Source organism: Massilibacillus massiliensis (assembly GCF_900086705.1).
In the GTDB taxonomy this organism is placed as follows: Bacteria; Bacillota; Negativicutes; order FLKF01; family FLKF01; genus Massilibacillus; species Massilibacillus massiliensis.
The window spans coordinates 508,530-522,249 of the sequence record NZ_LT575483.1; the positions used below are offsets into that span (position 1 = coordinate 508,530).

Genomic DNA, 13,720 nt, shown 5'->3' on the forward strand with positions numbered 1-13,720 from the left:
AAATCAATCAATTTTCAAAATTGCCATAAATGCTTCTTGCGGAATTTCAACGTTTCCAACAGATTTCATGCGCTTTTTACCTTCTTTTTGTTTCTCTAATAGTTTACGCTTTCTACTAATATCACCACCGTAACATTTGGCCAATACATCTTTACGCATTGCCCGTACGGTCTCTCTTGCAATGATCTTATTTCCAACAGCAGCCTGTATTGGAATCTCAAACATCTGCTGTGGAATAATGCCTTTTAATTTCTCTGCCAATTGTCTGCCGCGTTGTGCCGCTTTGTCTTTATGTACAATCACCGATAATGCATCAACAGCATCACCATTAAGCAGGATATCTAATTTTACGAGTATAGATGTTTGATAATCAGATAATTCATAATCCAGTGAAGCATATCCACGCGTAGAAGATTTTAAACGATCAAAATAATCATAGATAATTTCACTTAGAGGAATATGATAGGTTACCATAACACGATTCACATCTAAATATTTCATATCTTTAAATTCACCGCGTTTTTCTTGCGACAATTCCATCACTGCGCCAACATAATCATTTGGTACGATAACGGTTGCTTTAACGTAAGGTTCATCAATATGATCTATTTCCGTTGTTGGTGGAAGATGGGATGGATTATCAATCTTTAAAACTTCACCATTTGTTTTATATACATGGTAAATTACGCTTGGTGCCGTTGTAATTAAACTTAAGTTATATTCACGTTCTAAGCGTTCTTGGATTACGTCCATATGCAGCAAACCTAAGAAACCGCAGCGATAGCCAAATCCCAAAGCAATTGAAGTCTCTGGCTCAAATAATAACGAAGCATCATTTAGTTGTAACTTTTCCAAGGCATCCTTTAAATTATCATAATCAGAACTATCTACTGGATATAATCCACAATACACCATTGGATTAATACCTCGGTACCCAGGCAATGCTTTGTCGACTGGATGGTTTACATCTGTGATTGTATCTCCAACGCGAACATCTTTCACATTTTTTATACTGCCGACAACAAAACCAACCTGTCCAGTACCAAGTTCTTTTACATTCGTCAAAGCAGGTCTGAAACAGCCCACTTCCGTAACTTCAAACTCTTTATTGGTCGCTATCATTTTCAACTTCATGCCTGGTTTAATAAAACCATCCATAACACGCACATAAGCGATTACTCCCTTATATGCATCAAAATGAGAATCAAAAATAAGCGCACTGAGCGGCGCATTTACATCTCCCGCTGGAGCTGGTACTTTTTCTACAATCGCATCTAAAATTTCTTCAATGCCAATTCCCACTTTTGCACTTGCAAGAACTGCCTCCGAAGCATCCAGGCCAATTACATCTTCTATTTCCTGTTTCACTTTTTCTGGCTCCGCACTTGGTAAATCAATTTTGTTAATAACTGGAATAATTTCTAAATTATTTTCTAAAGCCAAATATACGTTGGCTAAAGTTTGCGCTTCTATGCCTTGTGCAGCATCAACAACTAGAAGCGCACCTTCACAAGCAGCCAAACTTCTCGATACCTCATACGTAAAATCTACATGTCCAGGCGTGTCAATTAAGTTAATTTGATAGGTTTGTCCGTCCTTACCAACATAATCAAGTCGAACCGCTTGTGCTTTTATTGTGATACCACGTTCACGTTCCAAATCCATTTGGTCAAGCACTTGTGCTTCCATCTCACGCTTAGACAAAGTTCCTGTATATTCAATCAATCGATCTGCAATTGTTGATTTACCATGATCTATATGTGCAATAATAGAAAAGTTACGAATATTCTTTGTTTGCATATTTTCCTCCAGAACCTTAAATCTACAAATACTGCCTTAAATTATAGCACTGTCTGCAGCCCCCCCGCAAGTATTACAATACAGTTTGAATATAACTGGTGACTACTTTTATAAGATATGCATAATATCCCATAAAATTATTTTTTAGATACGCAAATTCAGATAATGTGAATTGATAGAAATCAGTAATATAATTTCGAATGAGCATTTCACGGTTCCACGTTAAATCATCAATCTGCATTTCGGCAATCGCGGTTCCAACAAGAATAAACAAGAAAAGCAAACAGATTCCTTTGAGCATTTTGCCTAACCAAATTCGTTCAACTTTTCGCATAGTTCACCTCAATCACCTTCTTGTAAAATTTCTGCAATCACATCCCCCAGCATTTCCATAGAACGTGTTGCTTCTTGCTTACTTGTTTCGTGCGTTCCCACTTCAAGCAATAAAGCATGTGGATGCAAATGTTGATTATATCGCCATTCTACAAGCTGAATTCCTTTCATTAAGCCTGGATATTTTTCATTACATTTCTCCTTGATCTTTTTTGCTAACGCGTAATTTTCCTTCCAATGAGGTTGCGGTAAATCGGGCTGCCCTTGCGCAACAATAATTGTAATTTGGGCGACTGTTTCACCTTGAACGTTTGCAATATAATTTTCTCTCTTTTCCGCATCTCTATGAATATCGAAAATCATCTTTAAATCCGGTTGTTCTTTTAATATTTTTTTTACGGTATTTTCAGATGCACTATACGCTTTCATAAAACTAGGATAATCATGAATCGTCGTGTCTTGTATTCCTGCAAAGCCTTGTTTTGCTAATGATTGAATTAAAGCATCTCCCACTTCAACAATTTCACCAATTTGTCCACCTGGACTATGTGCTACACCAGAACTCGGAATAAAGGATTCGGCTGTATGGGTATGATACACTGCCACAACGGGTTTACCAGAATTTTTGGTAAGATTAAAGGACGCCTTTTTAGACTGTGTAGATGCTGATACACTTCGTAAAGTATCACTTTTACCTGGCATTCTTGGCAGCTCAGCCCGCAAGATTGAACTTAAATCATTTCCATTAATACTCGTGAAAAAAGTGAACGTGTCATTCAGCCAAATGCGTACTGAGTTCGCATTTGTTATTGTTTGATCACTTTTTATTCTATTAGATTGAGCTAGTCCGGGAATTCCCCAAAATAAAAAATCTCGCCAAGTAGCCAGACCTAAAAATACACTGTTTGGTGAATGCATCGCCGCTACAGGCACAGATACATTCACCAAAGAATTGTAAATACTACTAAATATAATTGTAGCAATCACAACATGAAGCATTAACATTTTCTTACTTGCATTCAACAATCGCTTTTTTTGCATTCTCGTCACTATAGTTCCCCCTATTGCTATAGAGCGAAATTTCACTTACATACGATGTATATGCAAACAAGCTATCATATATACTTAATATATTGATGAATATTTTCGTAATCTATTTTTTCATGCAAAGCACGATTAAGCCCTTCTGCTACAACCATAGAAATATCGGTAATAATTTGGTCGATCTCTTTCGGCGTTACCATTAAATTCCCTAAAGTTTCTGGTAATACTTGCCTGATGATAACTTGGCATTCTCTCTCCGATAATGTTTCCATACTTTTAAAATAACGAGCAAAAGATGCGTGATCTTTCAGTGTATGAATCGTATCCATTGCAATCGTGGAAGCATGTACGACAGTCGGTACACCAATTGCAATCACAGGTACACCTAATGTTTGCTCATTGAGGCCAAATCGTTTGTTATCCACACCGGACCCCGGATGAATCCCTGTATTTGCCAATTGTATAGTTGTGTTTACACGATGGCTTGCAGCAGCAGCAAGTGCATCAATTGCAATGACAAGATCGGGTTTAACTTTTGCTACAAGCCCTTGAATAATTTCTGCCGTTTCAATTCCTGTAATCCCCAGAACACCCGGTTCAATTGCACAAACAAGCCGCATTTCATTTTTTACTTTATCTACTAACATCTCTTTCATATGACGCGTTACAACTAATTTTTCTATTGTTTTGGGACCTAATGCATCCGGTGTAATATTTCGATTTCCCAACCCCACAACCAGAACTGTAGCTGTCGGCTCTATTTTTACCAAATGATGAAGTTCATCAGCCAAAATTCCACTGATTTTTTCATGTAGTTCTCCATCATTATATTGCAACCCTTGTGCTTCTATGGTAATATATTTCCCTTTTGGTTTTCCTAATGCTTCTTCCGCTGATTGATTGCTAATATTAACTCTCGTAATCAATACATCCTCATCTTTACTCGTTACAACATCCACACCGGATACTTCATGCGATACACGTTTTGTTATCATCTCACGTGCTTCAATTGCTAAATCTGTTCTAATCTCAATAAAATTTTCCACAACATCGCCCCTTAATAAAAAATATAATGTATCATTTTGTGATTTTAATAAACCAATTCAACGACACGATTTTAGTTTGTGTGTTTATCCAAGAATTCATGCTTGCAATTTCAATAAGTACATGCTAGAATATTTAGGTAAACAAACCCTTAAGGAGGTGAAACACTTGCCAAATATTATTTCATCTGTACGTAGCGTAAAAACTGACGCTGAACGTCGTGCAAAAAACTTCGCTGCAAAATCAGCTGTGAAAACTGCTGCTCGTAAATTAGTAGAAGCTATTGAAGCTGGTCAAGCTGATGAAGCTAAAGCCCTCCTTATCAAAGCTAGCAAAACTATTGATACAGCAGCTGCTAAAGGTGTTTTCCATAAAAATGCTGCAGCGCGTAAAAAATCTCGTTTAGCTCGCAAACTTAATGCTTTAGCTAAATAGTGATACTATGTAATAAAAAGCCTATCCTTTTTAAGGATAGGCTTTATTATTTTGCTCTTTTTTCACACACATAATTCAATGATAATATTTTCCAACAAAATGCAATTCACTTGCCCAGATTTTAATTTGTAATCCGCATCGGCCAAACGAATTAAAGCATTCTTCAAAACTTTTTCATCAAAATTTCTGCTTTTAGCAATCAACTTTTCTGCAATAATGGGTACAAGTCCAACATATTCTGCAATTTTTTTACCGTTATATCCTCTTGTGGATAATGTTTTCACTTGCCACAGTTGCCTTACATGGCGACTAAACATTGTAATAATTTTAAGTGGATGTTCTCCTGCACTCAATTGTTCGGACAACAAGCTTAATGCTTTTTTTAGATTTTTATCGCTAATTGCATCCAGCATTGCAAAAATTGAAACTTCCGGAATACTCGTTAAAAGCTCCAATAAATCTTGCTTGGTAATCACTGCTTTATCCGTATACAATAAGATTTTATCTATTTCTTGATCAAGGAATCCCAATGATATGGTCTGCATTACACTTGTTACTTCTAAGAAATATTCGTAAGCATCACGTGAAAACTGCCGATCAATTTCTTTGAGCTTTCCCTTTAACCAATCTTTTACTTCCCAAGGCTTAATCGGCAGCACTTCCACTGCACGACCATACTTCGCAATTGTTTTATATAATTTACGACGTTTGTCTGCCTTTTCAGGTGTAAACAAAATTAAAACGCTATAGGATGGCATATTCGAAAACAACTGCTGCAAAGCATCTTCTTTATGACTAGATTTTAGGGAATCCGCATTTTTTTTTCTCTCTTTTAGCAGATTCGTATTGCGAATCAAAATAACATTTCGTTCACCAAAAAAAGGAACAGCATTGATCAAATTCTCCAAAGCATCAATTTCCACATCGCCATGAAATACTTGAATTTCGTCCCGCTGGTCATTTGGCAGTAATCTATGAATCAATGTCTTTTCTAATTTATCAGCGAGATAAGTCTCTTCTCCACTGATTAAATAAATAGGCATAATTACCCCTTGCTCAATTTCCTGCACAATTTCAAAATAATTCATCGTTACTCCTTTTGATTAAAACCTACACATTTATTTTTTTATAAAAGTATCGACATCCAGACGTTGACCGTCACAAGTAAAAACAATTGCCCCTAACTGATCCGTCCTAAAAACTTTAATCTCGTTTTTAGCTAACCGCTCCAATACCTCTTTGTGAGGATGTCCAAACTTATTATTTGACCCAACGGAAACAACCGCATAGCTAGGTGAAACCTTTTGAATAAACTCTAGCGTTGAAGATGTTTTAGACCCATGATGTCCCACTTTTAATACTGTACTTTCTATATCTTTATCACTTTTTAAAAGTTCTTTTTCGCCATTTGCATCTAAGTCCCCTGTAATTAAAAAATTTTGTTTTCCATAGGTAAGCTTAAATACATTGGAAGCTTCATTCCCCGTACCTGATTTATCGGCATCCATTGCTTGTAAAACTTCTACTCGTACACCATCTAATATAAAAGTCTGCCCCTGATAAGCGGATACAAACGAAGCAACTTTTTGTAAATTCGTTTTAAATACGCTTGCATACGCCTGCCGATTTTCATTTGCTACAATAATATGTTTCACTGGAAAATGTCTAAGAATCGCCGCAGCTCCACCGGCATGATCTTCATGCACATGGGTAAGCAACAGATACTCTACTTCTCTCACACCGTAATGCTTAAGATATGGAACCACAACCCTTTCACCAACATCGAAATCGCTCAATGCCGAAAGAACGCCCCCCGTATCAATGACCATTGCCTTGCCATGTGCGGTTGTTAAAAGCATCGCATCGCCCTGTCCAACATCGATAAAATGCAATCGAATTTTTCTATCTTGCTGCCAATAAAAAAGGCCACTTATACAAAAAAGAACACCAAAAACAACGATAATAACTTTATAAACGCTTCGGTATTTCGCAATAAAATTTTTATATTTACCATGAAAGCCTGCAAAACTACAAGCTAGAATAAGATAATAAACCAAGCCGCTAAAAACACCCATGGTCGGTATATAGATAAAACCGCCAGGAATTGCTGCAATAGCACTTGTAATATAGTATACAAGGCCTATCATCATACTACAAGCAACAAATAAAAGCTTTTGTAATATTGGAAATATACATCCCAATATTACACCAGTTAAACCTAAAATAATCATGACCTCAATGATCGGTACCGCAATAAGATTAGCCAGCAACGCACTCATAGAGACTCCATTGAAATACCACGCTAAAAAAGGTAATACACTACACTGTGCTGCAATCGTCACAGATAAATTTATTGCAATAAAACGATTCAATCGCACCAGAAAACTACCTATGATAGGCGACAAATATAATAGCCCAGCTGTCGCTGCGAACGAAAGCTGAAAACTAATATCATAGATCAGTTGGGGCTGTACCACCAACATAATAAGCCCAACAAAGGCAAGTGCAATGCCACTGTCTTTTTCTCGCTTCAATGCAAGCGCAACAAAAGTAATAATTCCCATCGCTGCAGACCGTATGACTGGTGGTACACAACCGGAAAACACTGCATAACCAATGATACTACTACTCACAAACATAGCTGCATATGCAGGGCGCAGCCTCAAAACACCGGCAATTTTCTGCATCGTAGCGGCTAATAATGCAATATGTGAACCCGATACAGATAAAATATGTATAATTCCCGTTGCAGTAAATGCTGCAACCAGTTCGGGCTTAATTCCTTCATATCCGCCAAACAGCATCGCAAATAATAATGCCGCATCTTGCTTCGGCATACCATGTTCCATTGCAGTGCGTAAATTATTTCTCACGCGATCAATCATGCGATAGAAATTATCTTTCTCATCCGCCGTTACAATAACCCCATCTTTAACGCCCTTAAATTTTGCTGTAATGCCTTGCCGTTGGAGCATAGCAACTGTATCAATCAATCCCGGATTTTGATAACCATGCAACCCCTGCAGTTCACCGCGAACCAGCACTTTATCACCATATTGAGCAATTGGACGCTCTGGTTTTTGTGTAACTTGCACCACGACTTTTCCACTAACCGACTTCTGGTGTCGATTTGTTTCTAACGTTTCCGCTTCTACCACATAACGTATATAAATAGTTTCGCCATTCTCTTGTACACGAGGTGTGTCTACGACCCGCCCACCCATTTTACCTGACTGCCCTATCTCATGACCAATATCATTCACTCCAACTGCTAAACCATGTATACAACGTAAAAAACCTAACAAGAAGAACAACAACAGGATGCCATAGTAAACAGACTTTTTCTCAAAATAAAGAGAAATTCCACTACTTAAAAATGAAATTGCAACAAGCCCATAAAGAATATTAAGCGGCAGATCAAAATAACCAGCACAAAAAATTCCCATAATAAATACACCCAATAAACAATTTACAAAAATAAGTGGATTTTTCATCTTCTAAATCGTTATATGATCAGCAAGTTTCTTAAACTTTGCCTCACCAATGCCCCTGATATTTTTTAAATCTTCAATCGTCTTAAACTGCCCTTCCGTTTTACGATACTCTATAATTGCCGCAGCTGTAGCCGGACCAACCCCCGGAAGCTTATCTAACTCCGCTTGATCTGCTGTATTAATATTAATCTTTCCTCCACTAGAAGGATTGTCTGCCCCATCCATCCCCTTTGTTTTTGTATCCATCTGCTCCAATACAAGCTTCTTTTCCGGCACATGGATTTGGCTGCCATCTGTTATCTTTTGTGCCATATTAATTTTTCCCGCATCTGCTGTCGTCAGCAAACCACCGCAAGCTTCAATCGCTTCAACAACCCTAGCACTCTGCTTTATTTTTAAAACTCCCGGTTTATTGACAGCACCGGATACATAAATTGTAATCATTTCATCAGCAACCTGTTCTTTCTTGCCGCCTCCATCTAATTCCATAACCTGATCTTTTTCATAAAATCCATACAGACTCCCTGCAATAATTACCGTCGCTAGTAATAAAAATATCCATAGAGAACGCTTATGAATCGGCACAGCAAATCACTCCCACACTTTCATTATCGAAAATAATTCGCCATATTTTTACATTTTCCTTTTCATTATAGAAAAATCATTCTTTTAATTTTATATTTCATACTTTTATCATTGATCTTGCAAATTGCAAAACTCATTCGACAAATTTATATAATATAATTGATATTCTTTCATAAGTTTGCTATCCTTAATGGTATTGTATATTTTTATAGCAAACTTCAAATAATGAAAATATAGGAATTTTTGATTTATTAAATACAATGAAACGATAAAATAATAGAAAGCTTGGGCATATAAATGTTACATAACAAACGTATTTTAATTGTCCGTTTAAGCTCCATTGGTGATGTTCTACATGCTACACCAGTTGCAAGAGCCTTGAAAGAAGCCTATCCAACCTGCCATATTACTTGGATCGTAAGTAAAACTTCAGCGAATTTACTCACAGATAATCCCTATATTGATCAAATCTACATTTGGTCTCGTGAAGAACTTGAGCAAGCCGCAGCGCACTTTCAACTCAGCCAATTACAAAAACTATGGCGACAATTAAAAGATTTTTACATACAAAATCATTTTGATATCGTCCTTGATATTCACGGACTATTTCTGAGTGGTTTTATCACTGCTTATAGCAAAGCACCAAAACGTATTGGAATGGCAAACACACGCGAACTAAATCGTTTTTTCATGACTGAACAAGCCCCAGAGCTTCTTTCAGCACACGTAATTAAACGATATTTATCCGTGCTATTACCTCTACATATCCAAACAACCGATTATCAGATGACATTATGTTTAAATGACGCTCTACATACCTTTGCTAAAGATTTTCTTCGTAGAAAAAATGTAAATCCATCAAAAAAATTACTGATGATTAATCCGAAAACAAGTTGGGAAAGTAAAAATTGGGGAAACAAAAATTTCGCTAACTTTATCAACTTGCTCTCACCAAATATTCAGATTTTACTATGCGGCAGCAAACAAGATCAACAAGATGTTGACGAAATTATAAAACGATGCAATACACCTTTATTAAATGCAGCAGGACAAACATCGTTGTTAGAACTTGCAGCTTTAATTTGTCAAACTGATTTGGTCTTGACTGGAGACACGGGAACGCTGCATATAGCAACTGCGTTGCATAAACCAACGGTCAGCCTATGGGGACCAACAAGACCAGAGCAATATGGGCCGCTCGAACCTGGTCATACGATTATACAAAGCAACCACACTTGTACAGCATGCCATAAAACAAAATGCCCTAAAAAAGACAATGTTTGTATGAAAACGATTTCACCCCAATTTGTTGCGGATAAAATTAATGCTTTGCTTTCATAGACCTGAATTGCTTCGAGAAAATTTTATATCATCGTCAAAAAAGTGGTATAAAGCAGCTTTCTTCACTGCTTTATACCACTTTTACTTTATTTTATAACGATATTCACTAACTTTTTAGGCACACAGATCACTTTTATCACAGTTTTTCCAGTAAGGAACTCCTGTACTTTTGGCTGCTCCATTGCTTTTTCTTCTAGATCTTTTGCATTTAAATTCGCAGGCACAACAATTTTATCACGAATCTTGCCATTGATTTGCAATACCACTTCTACTTCATCAAGAACGGTTGCATCTGCATTGTATTCAGGCCAGTTTGCTTTATGAATACTGCCTTCTCCAATCACTTCATGCCAAAGTTCTTCTGTCATATGCGGTGCAAAAGGTGCAAGAAGCTTTAACAAAGAAGAAATGACTTCACGAATTAAACTTGCATTTAAGGTTTCATTTCTATCTTTTATCGTATAAATTGTATTGACCAATTCCATAATCGCACTAATTGCAGTATTAAAGTTAAATCGATTGCCAATATCCTCTGTCACTTTTTTTATTGTCGTATGAAGGACACGTCTTAATTCCTTTTCATCCTTTGTCAGTGTACTTACATCATACTGTTCTTCGCCATGGGATACACACGCTGAAAAATGATCTACAATACGCCAAACTCTGCCTAAAAAGCGAAAGGCGCCTTCGACACCTTGGTCACTCCATTCCAGATCACGTTCAGGCGGTGCGGCAAATAAAATAAATAATCGAGCAGTATCAGCACCATACTTACCAATAATTTCTTCCGGCGACACAACATTGCCTTTTGACTTTGACATCTTAGAACCATCTTTAATGACCATGCCCTGCGTCAATAAATTTTTAAATGGTTCGTTAAAATTCACAACTCCAGCATCTTTCAACACTTTCGTAAAAAAGCGTGAATATAACAAATGTAAAATTGCATGTTCAATACCACCAATGTATTGATCTACCGGCATCCAATAGTTTGCCTTTTCACTGTCAAAAGGAAGTGCTGCGTTTTTTGGATCTGTATACCGCATATAATACCAGGAAGAACAAATGAATGTATCCATCGTATCCGTCTCGCGACGCGCTTTTTTCCCGCATTTCGGGCAAGTGCAATTAACAAATTCTTCAACTTGTGCAAGCGGTGATACTGCGCCAGCTTCAAACTTTACATTTTTCGGTAGCATAACTGGTAGTTCGTTTTCTGGAACTGGTACGATGCCACAGTCTGGACAATAGATGATTGGAATAGGGGCGCCCCAGTAACGCTGACGAGATACTAACCAATCACGTAAACGATAATTTACTCGTTTCTGTCCTATTTCATTCTGATCCAGCCAGTCTAAAATGGCCAATTTCGCTGTTTCGGTATCCATTCCACTAAACGTACCGGAATTCACCAAAGTCCCGGCTTCGGTATAAGCTCCAGTCATCGCTTTAACATCTAAAGTGCCTTCTGCATTATTCACAACCAATTTTTTCGGCAAATTATATTTTGTTGCAAAAGCCCAATCGCGTTCATCATGGGTTGGAACTCCCATAACTGCACCTGTTCCATATTCAAACAATACATAATTTGCAATCCAAATCGGTACTTGTTCTCCATTAAATGGATTGACTGCATAAGCACCAGTAAAAATTCCTTCTTTTTCAGTTTCACTCGATGTACGATCAAGCTCACTTTGATTACGAACCTTCTCAATAAAAGCACGAACTTCTTTTTCATTTTTCTTGCCGTTAATTAATTTTTCAACTAATGGATGTTCTGCTGCAAGCACAACATAGCTCACACCAAAAACGGTATGTTGGCAGGTCGTATATACAGGAATCTTCTCACTGAATTCTGGAACATCAAAGCTAAATTCCGCTCCTTGGCTACGGCCAATCCAATTTTCCTGCATCGTTTTTACACGCTCAGGCCATCCTTTTAACTCCTTTAAATCCTCTAATAAAACATCGGCATAGTCTGTAATTTTAAAGAACCATTGCTCCAAGTCCTTCTTCACTACATCACTATCACACCGCCAACACTGACCATCAATGACTTGCTCATTTGCAAGTACAGTATTACATTGATTGCACCAATTCACAGAAGCTTTTTTCTTGTAAGCTAATCCACGTTTATAAAATAATAAAAATAACCATTGCGTCCAACGATAATACTCTGGTGTACAAGTTGCAACTTCACGTTCCCAATCATATGATAGACCAATTTGACGTTGCTGACGTTTCATATTTTCAATGTTGGAAAACGTCCAATCGGCAGGCTGAATACCATGTTTAATGGCAGCATTTTCTGCTGGCATACCAAAAGCATCAAACCCCATCGGATGCAAGACACTATACCCTTGCATCACTTTGTACCGAGCAATTACGTCACCAATAGAGTAATTACGAACATGTCCCATATGTAAATTTCCCGATGGATATGGAAACATTTCAAGTACATAGTATTCAGGCTTATTTCTATCTAATTCTGTCTTAAAAGCACCGTCGTGTAGCCACTTTTCCTGCCATTTACTCTCAATCTCTTGCGGTGAATATCTTTCGTTCATCCTCGTGCCTCCTCAAAATATTTAGCAATCTTAAACGCTAATTCTATAAAATAATTCAAAAAAAACAAAACGCCCTTGGCATAAGCCAGGGACGATTATATCGCGGTACCACCCTGATTGATGATCATCACTTAGTTGACCACCCTCTCTTTTTTCACAACTTCTGTAGCAAGTTCAATAAAATTACAGATTGGCTCACATCAACCGCCAATTTTCTGAGACTGCTCTTCTCATCTACTACTCTACATCATCAGTTTATTATACTTAATCTATAAATCATCATAATGATCACAAAATTACTAATTCTCATTATAGCGTATTCAATCTTTTAAAGTCAACATTCTCGTAGGATTTTCACCCCAGAGCAAACAACTTCGTTCTGTTCTATATTTCTCATCCCTGCATAAAATTTATTAATCCCATAAGGAGGCGATCTTATGTACAAATTTATTATTGGCAATGTCAGAATCAGTGTCATTGATGATAGTATTTCACATGACCAAGCGATCAATGCAGCAAGACAAGCTATTTTAACAGCAAATTCTGAAAATAAATTACTTAGTCATATCGAACTCAATGCATCGGATGATGGCATAGAAGTAAATACGACTGAAAAACAAGGTACAAAATTACTGCGAAAGAGCTTAAAACAAAGTTTACTTGACGGTATGTTAAATGCAGTTCAAGAAAAACTTTTACCAAGCGATACTTACAGTGCGAAAGATACTTGGTATGATAGCGATACCGGACAAGAATGGCACGGAGGTGTCGTCAGCGAAGCAAAAGAAGAAATATTAAAATCCTTTGAAGAATGGTCTGCTGCAACCAAATAATCCTTTTACAAATACCATCCGTCCATACTTTTACCTCTTTCATCCTAAAAGGTCTGTCATATTGAGAAATACCTTTGCCTTAACAGGCAACGGTATTTCTCAATATGACAGACCTTAATTTTATTTAGATACTTCTTGGTATATAAAGCAAGTGCAGTTCCACTGCATCTTAGTTGTAAAAAATTCAAAAACAATTTTATCTGCTCATCTTTGTGAAATTTATGCATTGCAGAATTATATAGTA

At 37.1% G+C, this 13,720-nt stretch carries 11 protein-coding genes and 1 other annotated feature; of the genes, 3 read left to right on the forward strand and 8 right to left on the reverse strand.

What is annotated here, in order from left to right:
* Positions 1 to 3: 3 nt before the first annotated feature.
* The 4 genes from lepA to gpr all read right to left on the reverse strand — a co-directional run bounded on the left by lepA (position 4) and on the right by gpr (position 4,223).
* Positions 4 to 1,800, reverse strand: a complete 1,797-nt coding sequence (lepA, locus tag BN6559_RS02755; protein WP_110953326.1) for a translation elongation factor 4 — start codon at positions 1,798 to 1,800, stop codon at positions 4 to 6.
* 73 nt (positions 1,801 to 1,873) lie between these two features.
* A complete protein-coding gene (locus tag BN6559_RS02760) occupies positions 1,874 to 2,134 on the reverse strand; it encodes a hypothetical protein (protein WP_110953327.1) in 261 nt (86 codons plus the stop codon).
* A gap of 8 nt (positions 2,135 to 2,142) precedes the next feature.
* Entirely contained in the window at positions 2,143 to 3,174 is a 1,032-nt protein-coding gene (gene spoIIP, locus BN6559_RS02765; RefSeq protein WP_234407890.1) for a stage II sporulation protein P, read from the reverse strand.
* A 74-nt stretch (positions 3,175 to 3,248) separates the two neighbouring features.
* Positions 3,249 to 4,223: a GPR endopeptidase gene (gpr, locus tag BN6559_RS02770; protein ID WP_110953329.1), complete on the reverse strand. Its 975-nt coding sequence runs from the start codon at positions 4,221 to 4,223 to the stop codon at positions 3,249 to 3,251.
* Between the two features lie 166 nt (positions 4,224 to 4,389).
* Between gpr and rpsT the strand changes: the two genes are divergently transcribed.
* Positions 4,390 to 4,656: a 30S ribosomal protein S20 gene (gene rpsT / locus BN6559_RS02775; protein WP_110953330.1), complete on the forward strand. Its 267-nt coding sequence runs from the start codon at positions 4,390 to 4,392 to the stop codon at positions 4,654 to 4,656.
* A 62-nt stretch (positions 4,657 to 4,718) separates the two neighbouring features.
* Here the strand turns inward: rpsT and holA are convergent, their stop codons facing one another.
* From holA to BN6559_RS02790, 3 genes are read right to left on the reverse strand one after another with little or no spacing between them, the layout of a single operon-like run.
* Positions 4,719 to 5,744, reverse strand: a complete 1,026-nt coding sequence (gene holA, locus BN6559_RS02780; protein ID WP_110953331.1) for a DNA polymerase III subunit delta — start codon at positions 5,742 to 5,744, stop codon at positions 4,719 to 4,721.
* 30 nt (positions 5,745 to 5,774) lie between these two features.
* Complete coding sequence (locus BN6559_RS02785; protein ID WP_199883698.1) at positions 5,775 to 8,102, reverse strand: DNA internalization-related competence protein ComEC/Rec2; 2,328 nt, start codon at positions 8,100 to 8,102, stop codon at positions 5,775 to 5,777.
* 51 nt (positions 8,103 to 8,153) lie between these two features.
* Positions 8,154 to 8,735 carry a helix-hairpin-helix domain-containing protein gene (locus BN6559_RS02790; protein WP_110953333.1) on the reverse strand — a complete coding sequence of 194 codons (582 nt, stop codon included), beginning with the start codon at positions 8,733 to 8,735 and terminating at the stop codon, positions 8,154 to 8,156.
* 297 nt (positions 8,736 to 9,032) lie between these two features.
* On the opposite strand from BN6559_RS02790, the gene waaF reads away from it, so the two are divergent.
* Positions 9,033 to 10,076 carry a lipopolysaccharide heptosyltransferase II gene (gene waaF, locus BN6559_RS02795; protein WP_110953334.1) on the forward strand — a complete coding sequence of 348 codons (1,044 nt, stop codon included), beginning with the start codon at positions 9,033 to 9,035 and terminating at the stop codon, positions 10,074 to 10,076.
* Positions 10,077 to 10,162: 86 nt separating this feature from the next.
* On the opposite strand, the gene leuS is transcribed toward waaF, so the two are convergent.
* Positions 10,163 to 12,643, reverse strand: a complete 2,481-nt coding sequence (gene leuS, locus BN6559_RS02800) for a leucine--tRNA ligase (RefSeq protein ID WP_110953335.1) — start codon at positions 12,641 to 12,643, stop codon at positions 10,163 to 10,165.
* A gap of 84 nt (positions 12,644 to 12,727) precedes the next feature.
* Positions 12,728 to 12,903: a binding site (T-box leader), on the reverse strand.
* A gap of 177 nt (positions 12,904 to 13,080) precedes the next feature.
* On the opposite strand from leuS, the gene BN6559_RS02805 reads away from it, so the two are divergent.
* Positions 13,081 to 13,476: a hypothetical protein gene (locus tag BN6559_RS02805; RefSeq protein WP_110953336.1), complete on the forward strand. Its 396-nt coding sequence runs from the start codon at positions 13,081 to 13,083 to the stop codon at positions 13,474 to 13,476.
* The last annotated feature ends 244 nt before the right edge of the window (positions 13,477 to 13,720 follow it).